Source organism: Halomonas sp. B23F22_10 (genome assembly GCF_043496975.1).
In the GTDB taxonomy this organism is placed as follows: domain Bacteria; phylum Pseudomonadota; class Gammaproteobacteria; order Pseudomonadales; family Halomonadaceae; genus Halomonas; species Halomonas smyrnensis.
Genome location: NZ_JBIEKF010000003.1, coordinates 175,860 through 196,072, shown reverse-complemented (window position 1 = coordinate 196,072; position 20,213 = coordinate 175,860). Strand labels below are relative to the sequence as shown.

At 70.2% G+C, this 20,213-nt stretch carries 21 protein-coding genes; 16 read left to right on the top strand and 5 right to left on the bottom strand.

Annotated features, from left to right (window positions below):
• Positions 1–83: 83 nt before the first annotated feature.
• Together trpA and trpB are read right to left on the bottom strand one after the other, a co-directional pair.
• Positions 84–917, bottom strand: coding sequence for a tryptophan synthase subunit alpha (trpA, locus tag ACGTNF_RS08030; protein WP_394601234.1), 834 nt, complete (start codon positions 915–917; stop codon positions 84–86).
• Positions 918–928: 11 nt separating this feature from the next.
• Positions 929–2,149: a tryptophan synthase subunit beta gene (trpB, locus tag ACGTNF_RS08025; RefSeq protein ID WP_394601233.1), complete on the bottom strand. Its 1,221-nt coding sequence runs from the start codon at positions 2,147–2,149 to the stop codon at positions 929–931.
• A gap of 118 nt (positions 2,150–2,267) precedes the next feature.
• On the opposite strand from trpB, the gene ACGTNF_RS08020 reads away from it, so the two are divergent.
• The gene (locus tag ACGTNF_RS08020; protein WP_394601232.1) at positions 2,268–3,167 is read left to right on the top strand and encodes a LysR family transcriptional regulator; all 900 of its coding nucleotides are present in this window, start codon (positions 2,268–2,270) and stop codon (positions 3,165–3,167) included.
• A gap of 106 nt (positions 3,168–3,273) precedes the next feature.
• Here the strand turns inward: ACGTNF_RS08020 and ACGTNF_RS08015 are convergent, their stop codons facing one another.
• Complete coding sequence (locus tag ACGTNF_RS08015; RefSeq protein ID WP_394601231.1) at positions 3,274–3,627, bottom strand: hypothetical protein; 354 nt, start codon at positions 3,625–3,627, stop codon at positions 3,274–3,276.
• Positions 3,628–3,863: 236 nt separating this feature from the next.
• Complete coding sequence (locus ACGTNF_RS08010) at positions 3,864–4,658, bottom strand: inositol monophosphatase family protein (RefSeq protein ID WP_394601230.1); 795 nt, start codon at positions 4,656–4,658, stop codon at positions 3,864–3,866.
• Positions 4,659–4,803: 145 nt separating this feature from the next.
• On the opposite strand from ACGTNF_RS08010, the gene trmJ reads away from it, so the two are divergent.
• The 14 genes from trmJ (at position 4,804) to der (ending at position 18,126) form a co-directional block, all read left to right on the top strand.
• Positions 4,804–5,586: a tRNA (cytosine(32)/uridine(32)-2'-O)-methyltransferase TrmJ gene (trmJ, locus tag ACGTNF_RS08005; RefSeq protein WP_394601229.1), complete on the top strand. Its 783-nt coding sequence runs from the start codon at positions 4,804–4,806 to the stop codon at positions 5,584–5,586.
• Positions 5,587–5,714: 128 nt separating this feature from the next.
• Positions 5,715–6,599: a serine O-acetyltransferase gene (gene cysE, locus ACGTNF_RS08000; protein WP_394601228.1), complete on the top strand. Its 885-nt coding sequence runs from the start codon at positions 5,715–5,717 to the stop codon at positions 6,597–6,599.
• 106 nt (positions 6,600–6,705) lie between these two features.
• On the top strand, positions 6,706–7,176 hold the full coding sequence (locus ACGTNF_RS07995; protein ID WP_016855161.1) for an Rrf2 family transcriptional regulator: 471 nt from the start codon (positions 6,706–6,708) through the stop codon (positions 7,174–7,176).
• Between the two features lie 21 nt (positions 7,177–7,197).
• Complete coding sequence (locus ACGTNF_RS07990) at positions 7,198–8,346, top strand: aminotransferase class V-fold PLP-dependent enzyme (protein ID WP_394601227.1); 1,149 nt, start codon at positions 7,198–7,200, stop codon at positions 8,344–8,346.
• Positions 8,347–8,408: 62 nt separating this feature from the next.
• Positions 8,409–8,735 (top strand): HesB/IscA family protein, encoded by a 327-nt coding sequence (locus tag ACGTNF_RS07985; RefSeq protein ID WP_016855163.1) that lies wholly within the window; start codon positions 8,409–8,411, stop codon positions 8,733–8,735.
• Between the two features lie 166 nt (positions 8,736–8,901).
• Positions 8,902–9,327: a nucleoside-diphosphate kinase gene (gene ndk / locus ACGTNF_RS07980; RefSeq protein WP_035593920.1), complete on the top strand. Its 426-nt coding sequence runs from the start codon at positions 8,902–8,904 to the stop codon at positions 9,325–9,327.
• A gap of 169 nt (positions 9,328–9,496) precedes the next feature.
• Positions 9,497–10,624, top strand: coding sequence for a dual-specificity RNA methyltransferase RlmN (gene rlmN / locus ACGTNF_RS07975; protein WP_394601226.1), 1,128 nt, complete (start codon positions 9,497–9,499; stop codon positions 10,622–10,624).
• Between the two features lie 102 nt (positions 10,625–10,726).
• Positions 10,727–11,446 (top strand): type IV pilus biogenesis/stability protein PilW, encoded by a 720-nt coding sequence (pilW, locus tag ACGTNF_RS07970; protein WP_394601225.1) that lies wholly within the window; start codon positions 10,727–10,729, stop codon positions 11,444–11,446.
• Positions 11,447–11,475: 29 nt separating this feature from the next.
• Positions 11,476–12,459, top strand: a complete 984-nt coding sequence (locus ACGTNF_RS07965; RefSeq protein ID WP_394601224.1) for a RodZ domain-containing protein — start codon at positions 11,476–11,478, stop codon at positions 12,457–12,459.
• Positions 12,460–12,467: 8 nt separating this feature from the next.
• Positions 12,468–13,583 (top strand): flavodoxin-dependent (E)-4-hydroxy-3-methylbut-2-enyl-diphosphate synthase, encoded by a 1,116-nt coding sequence (gene ispG / locus ACGTNF_RS07960; protein WP_152477988.1) that lies wholly within the window; start codon positions 12,468–12,470, stop codon positions 13,581–13,583.
• A 23-nt stretch (positions 13,584–13,606) separates the two neighbouring features.
• Complete coding sequence (hisS, locus tag ACGTNF_RS07955; protein WP_394601223.1) at positions 13,607–14,896, top strand: histidine--tRNA ligase; 1,290 nt, start codon at positions 13,607–13,609, stop codon at positions 14,894–14,896.
• Positions 14,897–14,924: 28 nt separating this feature from the next.
• Entirely contained in the window at positions 14,925–15,581 is a 657-nt protein-coding gene (locus tag ACGTNF_RS07950; RefSeq protein ID WP_394601222.1) for a YfgM family protein, read from the top strand.
• On the top strand, positions 15,578–16,726 hold the full coding sequence (gene bamB, locus ACGTNF_RS07945) for an outer membrane protein assembly factor BamB (protein WP_394601221.1): 1,149 nt from the start codon (positions 15,578–15,580) through the stop codon (positions 16,724–16,726). The genes ACGTNF_RS07950 and bamB overlap by 4 nt, the downstream gene beginning before the upstream one ends.
• Positions 16,723–18,126 carry a ribosome biogenesis GTPase Der gene (gene der, locus ACGTNF_RS07940; RefSeq protein ID WP_394601220.1) on the top strand — a complete coding sequence of 468 codons (1,404 nt, stop codon included), beginning with the start codon at positions 16,723–16,725 and terminating at the stop codon, positions 18,124–18,126. Before bamB ends, der begins: the two co-directional genes overlap by 4 nt.
• 220 nt (positions 18,127–18,346) lie before the next feature.
• On the opposite strand, the gene ACGTNF_RS07935 is transcribed toward der, so the two are convergent.
• Positions 18,347–19,231, bottom strand: a complete 885-nt coding sequence (locus ACGTNF_RS07935) for an ATP-binding protein (protein WP_152477987.1) — start codon at positions 19,229–19,231, stop codon at positions 18,347–18,349.
• A gap of 118 nt (positions 19,232–19,349) precedes the next feature.
• On the opposite strand from ACGTNF_RS07935, the gene ACGTNF_RS07930 reads away from it, so the two are divergent.
• The gene (locus ACGTNF_RS07930; RefSeq protein WP_394601219.1) at positions 19,350–20,141 is read left to right on the top strand and encodes a M48 family metallopeptidase; all 792 of its coding nucleotides are present in this window, start codon (positions 19,350–19,352) and stop codon (positions 20,139–20,141) included.
• Positions 20,142–20,213: the final 72 nt, after the last annotated feature.

Here is a 20,213-nt window from a genome sequence, read left to right as displayed (position 1 = left end):
GGCCGGCCGCCTCGCGCCCAGCAAAAAGCCACCCCTCGGGGTGGCTTTTTTCGTTGTGGCGGTGGGCCAGGCGGAGACGAGGCTCAGGCCTCGGCCGTCTCCCGGGCGCGGCGCACCGCGCCGGCCAGCGAGCGGGTCAGCTCGAGCACGCCGCGCGAGGCCTCGGCGGGGCTCTCGGCCGCGGCCACGGTGTCGGTCAGCGCCGAGCCGACCACCACCGCGTCGGCGAAGCGGGCGATGCGCTCGGCCTGCTCGGGGGTACGGATACCGAAGCCGACGCCGATCGGCAGATCGGAGTGCGCGCGGATGGCCTCGACCTCCTGCGCCACGCGCTCGGCGGACGGCGCGGCGGCGCCGGTCACGCCGGTGCTGGAGACGTAGTAGAGGAAGCCCGAGGTGTTCTCGAGCACCAGCGGCAGGCGCTTGGCATCGGTGGTCGGGGTCGCCAGGCGGATGAAGTCGAGGCCGTGGGCCTTTGCCGGCAGGCACAGCTCGGCGTCGTGCTCCGGCGGCAGGTCGACCACGATCAGTCCGTCCACGCCGGCCTCGGCGGCCTCACTGAGGAAGGCCTCGACGCCCATGCAGTAGATGGGGTTGTAGTAGCCCATCAGCACCACCGGCGTGGCGTCGTCGCGCTCACGCAGGACGCGCACCATGTCCAGGGTCCTGGCCATGGTCTGCCCGCCCTCCAGGGCACGCAGCGTGGAGGCCTGGATGGAGGGGCCGTCCGCCATCGGGTCGGTGAACGGCATGCCCAGCTCGATCACGTCGGCGCCCGCCTCGGGCAGCGCCAGCAGGGTCTCGAGGCTGGTGGCGTAGTCGGGATCGCCGGCACTGATGAAGGTGACGAGGCCGGCGCGGTCGGCGGCCTTGAGCGCGTCGAAGCGGCGCGCGATGCGGTCGTGGCGTTGGGTCATCGTCTCTCTCCTCAGTCTGCCAGCTCGTCGGCCAGGCGTTCGGTGACGGTGGTCATGTCCTTGTCGCCGCGCCCGCTCAGGTTCAGCACCATCACGTGGTCCTCGGGCAGCGTCGGCGCCAGCTTGATCGCGTGGGCGATGGCGTGGGACGACTCCAGCGCCGGGATGATGCCTTCCAGACGGCACAGGGTCTTGAAGGCGTCGAGCGCCTCGTCGTCGGTCACGGCGACGTACTCGGCGCGGCCGACCTCGTGCAGCCAGGCGTGCTCGGGGCCGATGCCCGGGTAGTCGAGGCCCGCCGAGATCGAGTGAGCGTCGGTGATCTGGCCCTCGGCGGACTGCAGCAGGAAGGTGCGGTTGCCGTGCAGCACGCCGGGGCTGCCGCCCTGCAGGCTGGCCGCGTGCTTGCCGGTCTCCAGCCCTTCGCCGGCGGCTTCCACGCCGATCAGGCGCACGCTCTCGTCCGCGAGGAAGGGGTGGAACAGGCCCATGGCGTTGGAGCCGCCGCCGATGCAGGCCACCAGCGAATCGGGCAGCCGGCCCTCCTTCTCGGCGAGCTGCTCGCGCGCCTCCTGGCCGATCACGGACTGGAAGTCGCGCACCATGGCCGGATACGGGTGCGGGCCGGCCACGGTGCCGATGATGTAGAAGGTGTCCGCGACGTTGGTCACCCAGTCGCGCAGGGCGTCGTTCATCGCATCCTTCAGGGTGCCGGTGCCGCTGGTCACCGGGATCACCCTGGCGCCCAGCAGCTTCATGCGCTGCACGTTGGGCTGCTGGCGATCGATGTCGGTGCTGCCCATGTAGATGATGCATTCCATGCCGAAGCGGGCCGCCACGGTGGCGGTGGCCACGCCGTGCATGCCGGCGCCGGTCTCGGCGATGATGCGCCGCTTGCCCATGCGCCGGGCCAGCAGCACCTGGCCGATGCAGTTGTTGATCTTGTGCGCGCCGGTATGCATCAGGTCTTCGCGCTTGAGATAGATCCGCGCGCCGCCGAGCGCCTCGGTCAGCCGCTCGGCGAGGTACAGCGGGCTCTCGCGACCGATGTAGTCGCGGCGCAGCGCGTCCAGCTCGGCGTTGAAGTCGGGATCCTGCTTGGCCGACTCATAAGCTTCCTGAAGCTCGAGGATCAGCGGCATCAGGGTTTCGGCGACGAAGCGGCCACCGAAGCGGCCGAAGAAGCCATCGGCATCGGGGGCGATCTCGGCGGTGGGGTGTGGCAGACCCATGGTGACGACTCCTGACGATCAATGGGGAATGGCCACCACGATAAATCGCGCCGCCCCCTGTGATAAGCGATCATTGCTCGCTAATCTGTGAGAAAAGCTGACATGTCAGGAGCCCGCCTTGAGTGATCGACTGCCCTCGCTGAATGCCCTGCGCGCCTTCGACGAGACGGCCCGCACGCTGAGCGTCACGCGCGCCGCCGAGGCGCTTCACGTCACCCATGGGGCGGTCAGCCGCCAGCTCAAGCAGCTCGAGGAACAGCTCGGCGTGACGCTGTTCCGGCGCCAGGGCCGCGGCCTGGCGCTGACCCAGGAGGGCGAGCTGCTGCGTGCCTCGACCTCACAGGCCTTCGAGCGCCTCGGTCAGGCCTGCACTCAGCTGCGCCGGCGCGCCTCGGAGGCGCCGCTGGTGCTCGGCTGCCCGGGTAGCTTCTTGGCCCGCTGGTTCATTCCCCGGCTGGATCGGCTGAAGGCCCAGTGCCCGGAGCTGAACCTGCACCTGACCGCCGACGAGGAGGTGGCCGGCCGGCTCGGCACCGACGTCGACGCCGTGCTGCGCTTCGCCGAGCCGCCCTGGCCCGACGGGGTGCGGGTGGTCGAGCTGGCGCCGGAGCGCATGGGGCCGGTGCTGGCGCCGGAGCGGCTCGACGCGCCCTCCTCCGATGCCCCCCCACCCGCCGCCGACCTGGCCACGCTGCCGATGCTGCACACCCGGTCGCGGCCCCAGGCCTGGTCGCAGTGGTTCGCGGCCAGGGGGCTGGACCCCGCGACGATGCGCCACGACCAGTCCTTCGAGCACCTCCACTACATGCTCGAGGCGGCACTGGTCGGCCTGGGCGTGGCCATCGCGCCGTCCTACCTGGTGGAGGAGGACCTGCGCACCGGCCGGCTGATCGCGCCCTGGGGCTTCATCGAGACCCCGGCCCGGCTCGGGCTGTGGCTGCCGGCGGGCGCCCCGCGCCGGGACATCGATCGGCTGGTCGAGTGGCTGCAGCAGGAACTGGCCCGCGCCACCCACTGACGAGGCAGTCTCGCCCGCCAGGCAGCAAAAAGCCCCCGGGGTCGCCGGGGGCTTCTCGGTCCGCGTGCCGCCGGGTGGACGGCGTCGGGGGTCGCCTGGGGAATGCCTAGGCGACGCCCTGCGCCTCGTCGGCCGCATCGGGGGCGAAGACTTCGCGGGCATGATGATAGAGCACCCCGGCGTAGCCGTTGCGCTGCATCACCTTGAGGATCTTGGCCGGATTCTCGTCGGCCAGGGCGCGACGCAGCTTGTCATGCTGCTCGTCGTCCAGCGCCTCGTGCCAGTGGTAGGGCTCGCCATTCGCGCTGGCCGCCTCGGCGCGACGGATCAGGTCCATCTCGACCCGGCCGCCGTAGCGGTACAGCAGGTCATAGCCTTCCTGGAGGTGCAGGGCCGGCACGTCGCACGGTTTCTCCAGGCTTTCCAGCACGTTGTAGTAGTAATAGCTGAGCGGTTCCATCATCACTCCTCTCGCGAATGAGGGGCATGGCCCGGCCGGTGGAGAGCGGGTGGCCGGGGTGCATGGAGCCGGGGCGAAAAATGCCGCCGACCTCCCCAAAGCTACACCCAGTGACGCGCGCAGAACAGTCTCGAGAACGTCATACTTCTGTCGCTGTTGCCCGGAAACGCGAGACGCCCCCGCGGCAAGGCCGCGGGGGCGTCTCGATATCCGCCGACGTCGTCAGGCGCCGAGGCTCAGAAGTGCGGCTTGAGCTGCTTCAGCAGGGCCTTGAACATCCGCGGCCCGGCGGCCATCAGCTGACCATCGGTGGTCACCGAGGGCTGGCCGTCCGGCGTGCCCTGCAGGGCACCGGTCTCCTTGAGCAGCAGCGAGCCGACCAGCAGGTCCTGCTCGTCGATACCCATCACGAAGGCGGCGTCGACGCGGCCGGCGGCCAGCTCGGCGAGGTCCAGCAGGCCGCAGCCGGAGGCGCGCATCAGGTCCACCTGCGGCGCCAGCTGCTGGGTGACGGTCAGGTAGGACGGCAGCTGGCGCTCGCGCACCCAGCTCTCCGGCAGGCTCATGGCGATGCGGGAGCCGGGAATCGCGGTGGCCTTGGAGACGCGCAGGCGCTTGCCGTTGAGCTGGGCACCGCGGCCACGGCTGACCAGGTACTCGTCATCGCTGAAGGGGCAGATCACCACCGCATGCTCCGGGCGGCCCTTGACCAGGCACACCAGCGACAGCGCGAAGCTCGGCGCGGCGACGGCCAGGTTGGAATAGCCGTGGAAGGGTTCGATGCGCCACAGCACGTCGGCGCCCTCGCCTTCGCCGGCGCGGTGCGGCGTGTAGCGGCCGACGACGCCGTGCTGGGGGTAGCCACGGGACAGCTGGCGGGTGATCAGCGCCTCGGCGTTGCGGGCGGTGTCCTCGAGCAACTTGTCGAGATTGTGTTCTTCGTGGGCGTTCTCGATACGCTCACGGATACGCAGAAACTGTTCGCCGGCGCTGCGTGCGGCACGCAGGGCGTACTGGACCATCGGATGCATGATCGGGCCTTGGGGAGTCGGTGGTGTTAAAGAACGGAGATCGGCGCGCATCCTAGCAGAAGCACGGGTGCCGCGCCACGCAAAGCCACGCCATGCTAGACTCTCGCTCCTCCACCATCGACGCAATACCAGGCAGGCTCTCCCCATGCTCGAGCGCATCCGCATCGTCCTGATCGGCACCAGCCATCCCGGCAACATCGGCGGCACCGCCCGCGCCATGCACAACATGGGCCTGGCGGACCTGGCCCTGGTGGCGCCGCGCTGCGAGCCGCTCACCGCCGATACCGTCTCCCGCGCCTCCGGCGCCGATGCGCTGGTCCACGCCGCCCGCACCGTGGAGACCCTGGAGGAGGCGGTCGCCGACTGCACCCTGGTGGTCGGTGCCAGCGCCCGCTCGCGCACCCTGCCCTGGCCGATGATCACGCCCCGCGCGCTGGGCGAGCGGCTGCCCGAGGAGCTGGCCGCCGCGGACGGCCGCGTGGCGCTGGTCTTCGGCCGCGAGGACAGCGGCCTGACCAACGCCGAGCTGCAGCGCTGCCACGCCCACGTGCACATCCCCACCAACCCCGACTTCAGCTCGCTGAACCTGGCCGCGGCGGTGCAGGTGCTGGCCTACGAGTGCCGGCTGGCGTGGATGGCACACGGCGAGGCGCCGGCGGAGCAGGACGACGCCCAGCCGCTGGCCAGCCACGAGGAGCTGGAGCACTACTTCACGCACCTCGAGCGCACCCTGATCGCGATCGGCTTCCATGACCCGGCCCAGCCCCGCCAGCTGATGGCGCGGCTGCGTCGCTTCACGCTGCGCGCGCGCCCGGAGCGCATGGAGCTCAACATCCTGCGCGGCATCCTCTCGAACACCGAGAAGCTCGCCCGGCCGGAGCAGCCGGCCACCGGCGAGCGCGCCTCGCGCGGGCCCGAGCGCGACTGACGCGATGCCGGGGCACGGCGGGCCACGGCTTGAAGCCGGCCCGCCGCACCCCCACTATTAAGAGGTTCCTCGCTCCCGTTCGGCCGCTTGCCCCGCAACGCCTGGCTCTTCAACCAAGGACCCGCCGCATGTTTCAACGTCTGCGCGAAGACATCAACAGCGTATTCGACCGTGACCCGGCGGCGCGCAACTTCCTGGAAGTGCTCACCAACTATCCCGGACTGCACGCCCTGCTCGTCCATCGGCTCAGCCACCGGCTGTGGCAGAAGAACCTCAAGTGGCTGGCACGCACCCTGTCGAGCCTGGCGCGCTGGTTCACCGGCATCGAGATCCACCCCGGGGCGACCATCGGCCGGCGCTTCTTCATCGACCATGGCATGGGCGTGGTGATCGGCGAGACCGCCGAGGTCGGCGACGACGTCACCCTCTATCAGGGCGTGACCCTGGGCGGCACCAGCTGGAACAAGGGCAAGCGCCACCCGACCCTGGAGGACGGCGTGATCGTCGGCGCCGGGGCCAAGATCCTCGGCCCGTTCACCGTCGGCGCCGGGGCCAAGGTCGGCTCCAACGCCGTGATCACCAAGGAGGTGCCGACCGGCGCCACCGTGGTCGGCATCCCCGGCAAGGTGGTCAAGCGCGACGAGCCCGACACCGTCACCCCGCTCGAGGTCGATCCCGAGCGCCGCGAGGCCATGCGCCGCAAGTTCGGCTTCGACGCCTACGGCGTCAGCCAGGACATGCCGGACCCGGTGGCCCGCTCGATGCAGGCCATGCTCGATCACATGCACGCGGTGGACGAGCGCCTCGAGCGCATGTGCACCACCCTGCGCCACATCGACGCCGGCTTCCGCGACAGCCACCTGCCCGAGCTGCGCGACGAGGACTTCGCCAATATCCTCGCCGACGTCGACAGCTGCTGCGGCCCGCAGCAGGACGACAAGGCCGCGGACGAACGAGGCGACGCCGACGGCGAGCGGCGGGAGCGCGCCGCACGCCACCGCCAGAATGGTTGACCGCCATACTCGGGTTTCCCCATAATATTGACCCGATCCGACGCCGCCGGGATCGGCCCGCCTCGCGGCTGGCCGAGGTCCGCGCCGGCCCCGAGGTAATGCCCCCATGCGCCTGACCACCAAGGGACGCTACGCCGTCACCGCCATGCTCGACCTGGCCATGCACGCCGACGAGGGTCCGACCAGCCTCGCCGACATCTCGCGTCGCCAGGAAATCTCGCTGTCCTATCTCGAGCAGCTGTTCGCCCGCCTGCGGCGCGGCGGCCTGGTGGACAGCGTGCGCGGTCCGGGCGGCGGCTACCTGCTGGCGCTGGCGCCGGACGCCATCTCGGTGGCCCGGGTGATCGATGCGGTCAACGAATCGGTCGACGCCACCCGCTGCGGCGGGCTGTCGGACTGTCAGCAGGGCGACACCTGCCTGACCCACCATCTGTGGAACGAGCTGTCCGACCAGATTCACGGCTACCTCGAAGGCGTGACCCTGGGCCAGCTGGCCGGTCGCGAGGCCTTCCAGCGCATCGCCGAACGCCAGCGGCGCCGCCTCGACGACGACCAGATCCCCACCGTCTCGCCCTGAACCCCTTACCGGTCCGATTCCATGAGCGCATCCGTCTACCTCGATTATGCCGCCACCACCCCCGTCGACCCGCGGGTCGCCGAGGTGATGAGCCGCTATCTGACCCTGGAAGGCACCTTCGCCAACCCGGCCTCGCGCAGCCACATGCCCGGCTGGCAGGCCGAACAGGCGGTGGAGAGCGCACGCCGCCAGGTCGCCGACCTGATCGGCGCCGACCCGCGCGAGATTGTCTGGACCAGCGGCGCCACCGAGGCCGACAACCTGGCGCTGACCGGCTACCTGCGCGCCAATCGCGAGCGCGGCCGTCATCTGGTGACCTCCACCATCGAACACAAGGCCGTGGTCGACACCGCCCATGCGCTCGAGCGGGAAGGCTTCGAGGTGACCTGGCTTGAGCCCGAGTCCGACGGCCGCATCACCCCCGAGGCGCTGCGGGGCGCCATGCGCGAGGACACCGTGCTGGTGTCGTTGATGGCGGTGAACAACGAGCTCGGCACCCTCAACGACATCGCCGCGCTGGCCGAGGTCGCCCACGCCGGCGGCGCGGTCTTCCACACCGATGCCGCCCAGGCCACCGGCCGCATCGCCCTCGACGTGGCGGCCCAGGGCATCGACCTGATGTCGCTGTCCGGGCACAAGGCCTACGGCCCCAAGGGGGTCGGCGCGCTCTACGTGAAGCGCGACCCGGACCTGCGCCTCGAGGCGCTGATCCACGGCGGCGGCCACGAGCGCGGCATGCGCTCGGGCACCCTGCCGACCCATCAGATCGCCGGCATGGGCGAGGCCTTCGCCATCGCCGGCCGCGAGGGCGAGGACGACCAGGCCCGCATCGCCGCCCTGCGCGACCGCTTCCTGGCCGGGCTCGAGGACCTCGAGGGCGTGCACCGCAACACCGCCAGCGCCCAGGCGGTGCCCAACATCCTCAACCTGGCCTTCGAGGGCGTCGACGGCGAGTCGCTGCTGATGGCGCTGCGCGAGATCGCGCTGTCCACCGGCTCGGCCTGCAACTCCGCCAGCGTCGAGCCATCCTATGTCCTGAAGGGCATCGGCGTGCCGCGCCGCCTGGCGCTGGCCTCACTACGCTTCAGCTTCGGCCGTTTCACCACCGAGGCCGACATCGACCGCACCCTGGAGGCCCTGCGCCACGCCCTGACCGGGCTGCGCCGCTGACGACAGGCTCGGCCCACGCCGGTTTGCCGTCGACGAACCTCCGATTCCGCAGGAGAACCACAATGGCGACACTTTCGATCACCACCGCCGCCGCCGACCAGATCCGCCGGGTGCTCGACGAGCGCGGCCACGGCCTGGGCCTGCGGGTCTCGGTCAAGCCCAGCGGCTGCTCCGGCTACAGCTACGTGCTCGACTTCGCCGACGAGGCGGCGGGCGACGACATCATCGTCGAGGAGCACGGCGTGAGGGTCTACGTGGCCCCGGACGCGCTGGAAGTGCTCGACGGCAGCGAGGTGGACTACGTCTCGGAAGGGCTCAACCGCTACTTCCGCTTCAACAATCCCAACGTCAAGGACGAGTGCGGCTGCGGCGAAAGCTTCAGCGTCTGAGCCCGCCGCGCGATTGTCCATCGCCGCTCGGGGACGGTATACTCTGCGCCCAATTCGGCGCCCGGCGCCGAGATGACTCTTTACTCCGGCCTCGCGCCACCCCGGCCCTCCCGGGGTGGCGCGAGGCCGTCAACGCTCGTGACGTCCCAGACTGGAGAACGCACCCATGGCTACTGAACGCACCCTGTCCATCATCAAGCCCGATGCCGTCGCCAAGAACGCCATCGGCGAGATCGAGAGCCGCTTCGAGAAGGCCGGCCTGAAGATCGTTGCCGCCAAGATGCTGCAGCTGTCCCAGGAGCAGGCCGAAGGCTTCTACGCCGAGCACAGCGAGCGTCCGTTCTTCGGCGCCCTGGTCGGCTTCATGACCTCCGGCCCGGTCGTCGTGCAGGTGCTGGAAGGCGAGAACGCCATCGCCGCCAATCGCGACCTGATGGGCGCCACCAACCCGAAGGAAGCCGAAGCCGGCACCATCCGCGCCGACTTCGCCGAGTCCATCGACGCCAACGCCGTCCACGGTTCCGACTCTCCGGAATCCGCGGCCCGCGAAATCGCGTACTTCTTCGAAGACAGCGAGATCTGCTCCCGCTAAGGGAAGCCGATTCGTCGCGGCGCGCGCGCCTCGATGACCCACGCCGGCCGTTCCCGGCCGGCCTCATGGCCGCCGCGCCCTGAATCGCCTCTTCCCCGGGCAGCCTCACTGCCGCGCGGGGGCCTCTTCCGGCCCCCGCACCCAGCCCCACCGACGCCGCTGACCGCCCATGACCGACACCACCGCACCCCAACGCTCCAATCTGCTCGGCATGACGCGCGAGGAGATGGAAGCCTTCTTCCTGTCCATCGGCGAGAAGAAGTTCCGCGCCGCCCAGGTGATGAAGTGGATTCACCACGAGGGCTGCGACGACTTCGCGTCCATGACCAACCTGTCCAAGGCGCTGCGCACGCGTCTCGAGGAAGTCGCCGAGATCCGCGGCCCCGGCGTGGTCTACGAGGGCACCTCCAGCGATGGCACCCGCAAGTGGGTGCTGGAAGTGGAGGACGGCAGCTACGTGGAAACCGTGCTGATCCCCGCCGAGAACGGCAAGCGCCGCACCCTGTGTGTCTCCTCCCAGGTCGGCTGCTCGCTGGACTGCAGCTTCTGCTCCACCGGCAAGCAGGGCTTCCAGCGCAACCTCACCGCCGCCGAGATCATCGGCCAGGTGTGGGTCGCCAGCAACAGCTTCGGCCCGCGCAAGGACACCGCCAATCGTCCGGTCACCAACGTGGTGATGATGGGCATGGGCGAACCGCTACTGAATTACGACAACGTCGTGCCGGCCATGAAGCTGATGCTCGACGACAACGGCTACAGCCTCTCCAAGCGCCGCGTCACGCTCTCCACCTCGGGCGTGGTGCCGATGCTCGACCGCCTCGGCGACGAGCTCGACGTGAGCCTGGCCATCTCGCTGCACGCCGCCAACGACGAGCTGCGCAACGAGCTGGTGCCGCTCAACCGCAAGTACAACATCCGTACCCTGCTCGACGCCTGCCAGCGCTACCTGGGCAAGTGCGACGACACCCGCGTGGTGACCATCGAGTACACCCTGATCAAGGACGTCAACGATCAGCAGCAGCACGCCCGGGAGCTCGCCGAGCTGCTCAAGGAGCTGCCGTGCAAGATCAACCTGATCCCGTTCAACCCGTTCCCGCACTCGGGCTACGAGAAGCCGTCGCGCAACCAGACCATGCGTTTCCAGCAGTGGCTGGCCGACCTGGGCTACACCGCCCCGGTCCGCTCCACCCGCGGCGATGACATCGACGCCGCCTGCGGCCAGCTGGTGGGCCGGGTCAAGGATCGCACCAAGCGCCACGCGCGCTACATCCAGTCGATCCAGATCGACGCCGACTGAGCTCCGGGAGCGCCTTGACTTCAACCGGGCACGACGCTTTGATGGTCGGGCCTTTTTCACCAACGGCCGACAGGCCCCGTGCCGCCGCCCAGCGAGGATGCCATGACACGCCGCCCGCCCGGTTTTCGACAGTTATCCGTCACCGTCGTCCTGGCGAGCGCCCTCTGGCTGACCGGCTGTGCCACCCAGCCCGGCGCGACCACGCCCGCGGCCGAGAGCGGCGATCCCGTCGCCGCCTATACCCGGCTCGGCACCGCCTACCTGGAGCGCAACAACCTGCCTCGCGCGCTGTCGGCCCTGGACCGCGCCCTGGAGATCGATGCCGATGCCCCCGAGGCGCTGCAGGCCATGGCCATCGTCTACCAGCGCCAGGGCGAGGACGCGCTCGCCGACGAGACCTTCCGGCGGGCGCTCGACGCCGATCCCGACCTGACACGGGCGCGCAACAACTATGCCGCCTTCCTGTATGATCAGGGGCGCATCCGCGAGGCCTGCCACCAGCTCGAGCAGGCCGCCGCCGACACCCAGTACGCCAATCGCGCCCAGCTGTTCACCAACCTTGGTCAGTGCCAGCGACGCCTCGGCGACGCCGAGGCCGCCCGCCGCAGCCTGCAGCGGGCCCAGAGCATCGATCCGCGGCGCGCGGACAGCTATCTGCGCCTCGCCCAGCTCGAAGTCGACCAGGGCCGCTACGCGATCGCCGAGCAGCAGCTCGAGAGCTACCTGCGCCTAGCCGGCCCCTCGCCGGCGACGCGGCAGCTGTCGGCGGACCTGGCGGGCGCGCGTGGCGGGCGGTCGGCGGTATCCGGTGACGCACCCTGACCCCGTTTTCCCATGAAGGATGCTACGCCATGAGCGACACCCCTTATTCGGAGCCCGACGTTGCCGCCTCGCCCGGCGAGCTGCTGCGCCGCCAGCGCGAAGCCATGGCGCTGTCGCGCGATGAGGTCGCCGAGGCCCTGAATCTGCGTCCGGCCGTGATCGACGGCCTGGAACGCGACGACTACGAAGAGGTGCCGATCGCCACCTATCGTCGCGGCTACCTGCGCAGCTACGCCAACCTGCTGGGCATCGACCCCGCGCCGGTGCTGGCCGCCTACCGGGCCCGCAGCGGCGGCGAGGAGCAGGAGAGCAAGGTCACCCCGGTGCACGTGGTCAACAAGCCGCCCTCGAAGCTCGGCGCCTGGCTGTTCCGGCTGGCCACCCTGCTGGTGATCGCCGGCATGGTCGGCCTGACCCTGATGTGGTGGCAGAGCCGCGGCGGCAGCGAGCCGCCCACGCCGGGCGACAACGCCCCGGTGGCGGTGGACAGCCTCGACGGCACCACCATCACCGAGGGTGGCGACGCCCCCGGCGACGAGCTCGACGAGCGCACCGGCGACTGGACCCAGGAGGTCGCCGCCACCCGCGCCGAGGAGGCCGACGCCGAGACTGACGCCGGCACCGACGCCGCCGACAGCGCGGGCGAGCCCGCCGCCGACGGCGACGAGCCGGCCACCGCCGATGCCGATGTCGCGGCCGACGACAGCAGCGCCGCCGGCGACGACGGCAGCGAGACCGCCGCCGAACCGGCCGCCGAGCCGTCCACAGACCCGGGGGTGCTGGAGCTGACCTTCAACGAGCAGTCCTGGACCGAGATCTTCGACGCCACCGACGCCCGCGTCTTCGTCGGCCTCCAGCAGCCCGGCACCTCGGCCACCGTCGAGGGCGAACCGCCCTTCCGCCTGACCGTCGGCAACGCCACCGGCGTCGAGCTGACCTGGCGCGGCGAGCCCGTGGACCTGACCACGCGCACCGGCGCCAACAACGTCGCCCGCTTCACTCTGGGAGAATGAGTCCGACCATGCACGCTACATCGCCCATTACCCGTCGCCAGTCACGCCGCATCCATGTCGGCAAGGTGCCGGTCGGCGGCGGCGCCCCCATCTCCGTCCAGAGCATGACCAACACCGACACGCTCGACGTGGCGGCCACCGTGGCGCAGATCCGCCAGCTGGAAACGGCCGGCGCCGACATCGTGCGCGTCTCGGTGCCGACCATGGACGCCGCCGAGGCCTTCGGCCGCATCAAGCGCGAGGTCGACGTCCCGCTGGTCGCGGATATCCACTTCGACTACCGCATCGCCCTGCGCGTCGCCGAGCTCGGCGTCGACTGCCTGCGCATCAACCCCGGCAACATCGGCCGCGAGGATCGCGTCCAGGCCGTGGTCAGCGCCGCCCGCGACAACGGCATCCCGATCCGCATCGGCGTCAACGCCGGTTCGCTGGAGAAGGACCTGCAGAAGAAGTACGGCGAGCCGACCCCGGAAGCGCTGGTCGAGTCCGCAATGCGCCACATCGACCACCTCGAGCGCCTCGATTTCCCCGACTTCAAGGTCAGCGTCAAGGCCTCCGACGTGTTCATGGCCGTGGCCGCCTACCGCGATCTCGCCACCCGCATCGAGCAGCCGCTGCACCTCGGCATCACCGAGGCCGGCGGGCTGCGCTCGGGCACCGTCAAGTCGTCCATCGGCCTCGGCATGCTGCTGATGGACGGCATCGGCGACACCATCCGCGTGTCGCTGGCGGCCGATCCAGTCGAGGAGATCAAGGTCGGCTTCGACATGCTCAAGAGCCTGCGCCTGCGGGCCAAGGGCATCAACTTCGTCGCCTGCCCGAGCTGCTCGCGCCAGAATTTCGACGTCATCGGCACCATGAACGAACTCGAGGAACGCCTCGACGACGTGCTCACGCCGCTCGACGTCTCGGTCATCGGCTGCGTCGTCAACGGCCCGGGCGAGGCCAAGGAAAGCGACATCGGCCTGACCGGCGGCAGCCCCGCCAACCTCGTCTACATCGACGGCAAGCCCGCCAGCAAGCTGCGCAACGACCACCTGGTCGACGACCTCGAGCGGATGATCCGCGACAAGGTCCGCGAGAAAGAGCAAGCCGAGCAGGATGTCATCGCCCGGGACGCCTGAGGCGTACCGACAAGGAGCCAGCATTGAGCAAGAAGATCCAGGCCATTCGTGGCATGAACGACCTGCTGCCGGAGCAGTCCCCGCTGTGGCAGTACTTCGAGGGCCAGGTGCGCACCCTCATGAGCCGTTACGGCTATGACGAGATCCGCACCCCCATCGTCGAGCAGACCGCGCTGTTCAAGCGCTCCATCGGCGAGGTCACCGACATCGTCGAGAAGGAGATGTACACCTTCGAGGACCGCAACGGCGACAGCCTGACGCTGCGTCCCGAGGGCACCGCGAGCTGCGTGCGCGCCGCCATGGAGCATGGCCTGCTGCACAACCAGACCCAGCGGCTGTGGTACCAGGGCCCGATGTTCCGCCACGAGCGCCCGCAGAAGGGCCGCTACCGGCAGTTCCATCAGGTCGGCGTGGAGACCTTCGGCCTCGAGGGCCCGGACATCGACGCCGAGCTGATCCTGCTCTCGGCGCGGCTGTGGAAGCAGCTCGGCCTGTTCGAGCACGTCACCCTGGAGCTCAATTCCCTGGGCTCGCCGGAGGCGCGCGCCGCCTACCGCGACACCCTGGTGGCCTACTTCCAGCAGCACCTGGACGTGCTCGACGAGGACTCCCGCCGCCGGCTCGAGACCAACCCGCTGCGCATCCTCGACTCCAAGAACCCGGACATGGCCCCGATGCTGGCCGACGCGCCGCGGCTGATGGACCACCTGGACGACGAATCGAAGCGGCACTTCGAGCGCCTGACCGCCATGCTCGACGCCGCCGGCATCGCCTACGTGGTCAACCCGCGGCTGGTCCGCGGCCTGGACTACTACTCGCGCACCGTCTTCGAGTGGACCACCACCGCGCTGGGCAGCCAGGGCACGGTGTGCGCCGGCGGCCGCTACGACGGCCTGGTCGAGCAGCTCGGCGGCAAGGCCGTGCCGGCGGTCGGCTTCGCCATGGGCATCGAGCGCCTGATCCTGCTGCTCGACACCCTGGACCTCGTCCCCGACGAGGCCCGTGGCGACCTGGACGTCTACCTGCTGCCGATGAGCGACGCCACCGAGTCGGCCGCCCTGCTGCTGGGCGAGCGCCTGCGCGAGGCGCGGCCCGAACTCGGCGTGCAGCTGCACTGCGGCGGCGGCAGCTTCAAGAGCCGCATCAAGAAGGCCGACAAGAGCGGCGCCCGCCTGGCCCTGCTGCTGGGCGAGGACGAGCTGGCCGAGAACGCCGTGACGCTCAAGTTCCTGCGCGAGGACCGCGAACAGCAGCGCCTCGACCAGGACGCCCTCGCCGATACCCTCGCCTCCCTGCTGGCAGGCGACGCCTGACGCTCTGGAACCGACAAGGAGACCGCCCGTGGCGGAGATGAGAACGGAAGAAGAACAGGTCGAAGCGATCAAGCGCTGGTGGAAGGAGAACGGCACCTCGCTGATCGCCGGCGCGGCGATCGCCGCCGCCGGGGTCTTCGGCTGGAACGCCTGGCAGGACTACCAGACCGGCCAGGCCGAGGCGGCCTCGGCCACCTACCAGCAGGTGCTGACCCTGAGCAGCCAGGACAGCCTGGATGACGGCGCCCGCCAGCGCATCGACGAGCTGACGACGAGCCTGGTCGAGGATCACGGCGACAGCCTCTACGCCGACCTGGCACGCTTGATGGACGCCCGCGCGGCCGTGGGCGCCGGCGAGCTGGACGCCGCCGAAGCCACCCTGGAGGCGCTGGTCGCCGAGGGCGGCCGCCCCTACCTGCAGGGCGTGGCGCGGTTGCGCCTGGCGCGCCTGCAGCTGGCCGGCGACGACGCCGAGGCGGCGCTGGCGACCCTCGACGGCGACCTGCCGTCGCCGCTGGCCGCCCAGCGCGCCGACATCCGCGGCGACGCCCATCTGGCGCTCGGCGACCGCGACGCCGCCCGCGAGGCCTGGCAGGAAGCCCTGAGCCTCTCCGAGACCGGCGACCAGCCGCTCTACGGCGTGCAACTCAAACTGGACGATCTGGGCGTCGAGGAGACCTCATGAGCAAGACCACACTCGCCATCGCCGCCACCGCCGCGCTCGGCCTGCTGACCGGCTGCGCCGGCCAGGTGGAGCCCGAGTATCCGCCCAAGGAGCTCGGCGACACCGCCAACACCACCAGCGTCGAGACCCTGTGGGAAGGGCAGGTCGGCGACGGCATCGGTCAGGGCGGCTATCCGCTGGCCCCGACCCGGGACGGCGACCTGCTGTTCGCCGCCGACCAGAGTGGCCTGGTCGAGGCCATCGACGCCGACAGCGGCGAGCCGCGCTGGCGCATCGAGCTCGATGCCGCCACCTCCAGCGGCCTCACCGCCGTGGCCGGCCAGGTCTATCTCGGCACCCGCAACGGCGAGGTGCTGGCCCTGGACCAGTCCGACGGCGAGGTGCTGTGGCGCACCCGCGTCAACAGCGAGGTGCTGGCCGCGCCCCAGGCCAACCGCCAGCTGCTGGTGGTGCAGGCCGTGGACGGCAGCGTGACCGCCCTGGACCGCGAAAGCGGCGCCGAGCGCTGGGTCTACAGCGGCAGCCGCCCCGCCCTGACCCTGCGCAGCACCGGCACCCCGCGGGTGATCGACCAGGTGACCTTCGCCGGCCTGGCCAACGGCCGCCTGGTCACCCTCGACAACCGCGGCGGCCAGCCGCTGTGGCAGCGCCGCATCGCCGTGCCCGAAGGCCGCAGCGAGATCGAGCGGCTGGTCGACCTGGCCGGCCAGCCGCTGCTGACCCAGGACGGCCGGCTGTTCGTGACCAGCTACAACGGCCGCCTGGCGGCCCTGCAGGCCACCACCGGCGAGATCCTCTGGGCCCGCGACATCTCCAGCTATCGCAGCCCGATCATGGTCGGCGACTTCCTGTTCGTGGTCGACGAGGCCAGTCACGTGATCGCGCTCAACGCCGCCAGCGGCGAGACCCTGTGGCGGCTCGACGAGCTCGAGGGCCGCGAGCTGACCGACCCCGCCTTCGCCGACGGCCGCCTGGTGGTGGGCGACTTCGAGGGCTACCTTCACCTGATCGACGCCCGCGAAGGCGGCCTGGTCGGTCGCACCGAGATCGACGACGCCATCAGCGTGGCCCCGCTCACCGACGGCAAGCGCATCTACGCCCTGGCCGACGACGGCAGCCTCGAGGCCCTGGAACTGCAACCATGAATCCCGTGATCGCACTGGTCGGCCGCCCCAATGTGGGCAAGTCGACCCTCTTCAACCGCCTGACGCGCACCCGCGACGCCCTGGTGGCCGACTTCCCGGGCCTGACCCGGGATCGCAAGTACGGCAACGGCGCGCTCGGCGGCAAGGCCTATACGGTGATCGACACCGGCGGCATCAGCGGCGACGAGGAAGGCATCGACGCGGCCATGGCCGAGCAGTCGCTGCAGGCCATCGACGAGGCCGACATCGTGCTGTTCCTGGTCGACGGCCGCAGCGGGTTGAACGTGGCCGATGAAGCCATCGCCAACCACCTGCGCATCAACCAGAAGAAGACCTGGCTGGTGGTCAACAAGACCGACGGCCTGGAAGAGCACTCCGCCATGGCGGACTTCTGGCAGCTCGGCCTCGGCGATCCGCATCCGATCGCCGCCGCCCACGGCCGCAACGTCACCGCGCTGATCGACGAGGTGCTTACGCCCTTCCCCGAGCGCGACGCCGACATCCCGCTCGACACCGGCACCAAGGGCATCCGCATCGGCGTGATCGGCCGTCCCAACGTCGGCAAGTCGACGCTGGTCAATCGCCTGCTCGGCGAGGAGCGGGTGGTGGTCTTCGACGAGGCCGGCACCACCCGCGACGCCATCGAGATTCCCTTCGAGCGGCGCGGCGAGCCCTACGTGCTGGTCGACACCGCCGGCGTGCGGCGGCGCAAGAACGTCAGCCAGACCGCCGAGAAGTTCTCGATCATCAAGACCCTCGAGGCGATCAAGGAGTGCCATGTTGCCGTCATGGTGCTCGACGCCCGTTCGGGCTTGGTGGAACAGGACCTGCACCTGCTCGACTACGTGCTGACCAGCGGCCGCGCCCTGGTGCTGGCGGTCAACAAGTGGGACGGCCTGGAGAGCGAGGCCAAGGACAAGATGCGCGCCCAGATCAAGCGCCGCCTGGGCTTCGCCGACTACGCCGACCTGCACTTCATCTCGGCACTGCACGGCACCGCGGTGGGCGATCTCTACCCGTCCATCGAGCGCGCCTTCGCCTCGGCCAACAGCCACTGGTCGACCAACCGCCTGACCAACATCCTGCACGACGCCGTGGAGCAGCATCCGGCGCCGATGATCCATGGCCGCCGCATCAAGCTGCGCATGGCCCACCAGGGCGGCAGCAACCCGCCGATCATCGTCGTGCACGGCAACCAGACCGAATCGCTGTCCGAGGCCTACAAGCGCTACCTGACCAACACCTTCCGCAAGGTGCTCAAGGTCCGCGGCACGCCGATGCGCTTCGAGTTCCGCTCGGGCAAGAACCCCTACGACCACATGGCCGGCGCCAGCGACCGCGAGAAGGCCAAGAAGCGCGAGCTCGACCGCACCAAGGAATCGCGCCGCGGTCGTCGCTGACGTCGCCCGGCGACGACAGGCAGCGTCGCCATCCGTCGACGCTCGACGCGCGGGCGAATCTCGCCGATAGCACGCTCGCCGATAGCGCAGACCGCCGGCCCTCGGGCCGGCGGTCTGCGTCTGTCCCCCCGAGGCGGTCGCCGCTGCTCGACCTGGCCCGGCAGATGGCCCGCACCGGCGACCTGCCGCAGGGCAGCGAGCTGGCGATCACGCCGGGCGATCAGCCTTGGTTATCGGAACCCTGATCGTAGAGGCGCTGGCGGCCGATCCACTGGCAGGCGAACTGCCAGGCCACCCGGCCGCTGCGTCCGCCGCGCAGGGTGGCGTAGCGCACCGCCTCGGCCCGCGCCTCGTCGCGCCAGTCGTCCGCCTCGCCGAGGCGCCGCGTCCAGTGCTCGCAGGCCTCGAGGTAGGCGTCCTGGGAGAACGGATGGAAGGCCAGCCATAGCCCGAAGCGGTCGGACAGCGAGATCTTCTCCTCGACGGCGTCGCCGTGGTGGAGCTCCTCGCCGACCAGGCGGGTGGCATCGTTGTCGGCCATCGACTCCGGCAGCAGGTGGCGGCGGTTGGAGGTGGCGTAGAGCAGCACGTTCTCGGGCGGGCCGGTCAGGGTGCCGTCGAGCACGCTCTTCAGCGCCTTGTAGGCGTCGTCGTTCTGCTCGAAGGAGAGATCGTCGCAATAGACCACGAATCGGTGCGGCAGATGGCGCAGCTGGGCCACCAGCGACGGCAGCGCGCCGAGATCGTGGCGATCCACCTGCACCAGCCGCAGCCCCTCGCCGCCCAGGCCATTGAGCAGCGCCCGCACCAGCGACGACTTGCCACTGCCCCGGGCGCCCCACAGCAGCGCGTGGTTGGCCGGATGACCGCGCAGGAAGGCGCGGGTATTGTCGACCAGCTGGCGCTTCTGACGCTCGATGCCGAGCAGGTCGTCGAGGGCCAGGGCGTCGCGCGGCGGCACCGGCACCAGCCGCCCGCCCAGGGCGTGGCGCTCCCATAGCGCGGCCACGTCGCGCGTCCAGTCGACCGCCTCGGCGGCCGGCGGCAGCCAGGGCTCGACGCGAGCCAGCAGCGACAGCAGGCGCTGCGACAATTCATCGTCCATGAGCGTCCTCCATGATTGCAGGTTTTGTGGTTGATCTTGCAGGCGTGGGGGGTATCTTGTGGCGAACCCTTATTCGCCGTCCAGTGGCCCTGCCACGGCCGGCCCCAGGAGGACTCCGATGCGCTGGATTCACTGTCTCGCCGTGGGCACGCTCAGCGTCGCCCTGGCCGCCTGCACCACCTCACCCACCGGGCGCTCGCAGCTGACCCTGATGTCAGACGATCAGCTCGACCAGATGGGCGCCCAGGCCTTCGCCCAGTATCAGCAGGACCGTACCACCGTGGACGGCGCCCCTTACCGGCTCGCTCAATGCATCACCCGGGAGATCGTCGCCACCCTGCCGGCCGAGCTGCAGCAGGAGAACTGGCAGGTGCGGGTGTTCGAGGACGACTCGGCCAACGCCTTCGCGCTGCCCGGCGGCTACGTGGGCGTGAACACCGGGCTGCTCGAGATCACCGAGAATCAGGACCAGCTGGCCGCGGTCATCGGCCACGAGATCGGCCACGTGCTGGCCCACCACGCCAACGAGCGCGCCTCGACCCAGAGCGCCACCAACCTCGGCCTCTCGGTGCTGTCCTCGGCCGCCGGCCTGGAAGGCGCCGGCGGTGAGCAGGTGATGGCGGCGCTGGGCATGGGCGCCCAGTACGGCATCCTGCTGCCCTTCTCGCGCAGCCACGAGAGCGAGGCCGACACCATCGGCCTGAAGCTGATGGCCGATGCCGGCTTCGACCCGCGGGCCAGCGTCGCGCTGTGGCAGAACATGGCCAACGCCGGCGGCGGCCAGCCGCCGGAGTGGATGTCCACCCACCCCAGCCACGGCAACCGCATCTCGGGGCTCGAATCCGGCATGAACGAGGCGATGCAGCGCTATCAGCAGGCCGGGCGGGCGCCGAACTGCGGACAGCCCTGAGCGGGTAGAGAGCCCTGAGCGGGTAGAGAGCCTTGAGCGGATAGAGAGCCCTGACCCAGCCCCCCTATCGAG

What these genes read in the sequence shown, in the direction of transcription:
- trpA (WP_394601234.1), bottom strand. Translation starts at nt 917, where the DNA reads ATGACCCAACGCCACGACCGCATCGCGCGCCGCTTCGACGCGCTCAAG.
- trpB (WP_394601233.1), bottom strand. Translation starts at nt 2,149, where the DNA reads ATGGGTCTGCCACACCCCACCGCCGAGATCGCCCCCGATGCCGATGGC.
- ACGTNF_RS08015 (WP_394601231.1), bottom strand. Translation starts at nt 3,627, where the DNA reads ATGGAACCGCTCAGCTATTACTACTACAACGTGCTGGAAAGCCTGGAG.
- ACGTNF_RS08010 (WP_394601230.1), bottom strand. Translation starts at nt 4,658, where the DNA reads ATGCATCCGATGGTCCAGTACGCCCTGCGTGCCGCACGCAGCGCCGGC.
- trmJ (WP_394601229.1), top strand. Translation starts at nt 4,804, where the DNA reads ATGCTCGAGCGCATCCGCATCGTCCTGATCGGCACCAGCCATCCCGGC.
- cysE (WP_394601228.1), top strand. Translation starts at nt 5,715, where the DNA reads ATGTTTCAACGTCTGCGCGAAGACATCAACAGCGTATTCGACCGTGAC.
- ACGTNF_RS07995 (WP_016855161.1), top strand. Translation starts at nt 6,706, where the DNA reads ATGCGCCTGACCACCAAGGGACGCTACGCCGTCACCGCCATGCTCGAC.
- ACGTNF_RS07990 (WP_394601227.1), top strand. Translation starts at nt 7,198, where the DNA reads ATGAGCGCATCCGTCTACCTCGATTATGCCGCCACCACCCCCGTCGAC.
- ACGTNF_RS07985 (WP_016855163.1), top strand. Translation starts at nt 8,409, where the DNA reads ATGGCGACACTTTCGATCACCACCGCCGCCGCCGACCAGATCCGCCGG.
- ndk (WP_035593920.1), top strand. Translation starts at nt 8,902, where the DNA reads ATGGCTACTGAACGCACCCTGTCCATCATCAAGCCCGATGCCGTCGCC.
- rlmN (WP_394601226.1), top strand. Translation starts at nt 9,497, where the DNA reads ATGACCGACACCACCGCACCCCAACGCTCCAATCTGCTCGGCATGACG.
- pilW (WP_394601225.1), top strand. Translation starts at nt 10,727, where the DNA reads ATGACACGCCGCCCGCCCGGTTTTCGACAGTTATCCGTCACCGTCGTC.
- ACGTNF_RS07965 (WP_394601224.1), top strand. Translation starts at nt 11,476, where the DNA reads ATGAGCGACACCCCTTATTCGGAGCCCGACGTTGCCGCCTCGCCCGGC.
- ispG (WP_152477988.1), top strand. Translation starts at nt 12,468, where the DNA reads ATGCACGCTACATCGCCCATTACCCGTCGCCAGTCACGCCGCATCCAT.
- bamB (WP_394601221.1), top strand. Translation starts at nt 15,578, where the DNA reads ATGAGCAAGACCACACTCGCCATCGCCGCCACCGCCGCGCTCGGCCTG.
- der (WP_394601220.1), top strand. Translation starts at nt 16,723, where the DNA reads ATGAATCCCGTGATCGCACTGGTCGGCCGCCCCAATGTGGGCAAGTCG.
- ACGTNF_RS07935 (WP_152477987.1), bottom strand. Translation starts at nt 19,231, where the DNA reads ATGGACGATGAATTGTCGCAGCGCCTGCTGTCGCTGCTGGCTCGCGTC.
- ACGTNF_RS07930 (WP_394601219.1), top strand. Translation starts at nt 19,350, where the DNA reads ATGCGCTGGATTCACTGTCTCGCCGTGGGCACGCTCAGCGTCGCCCTG.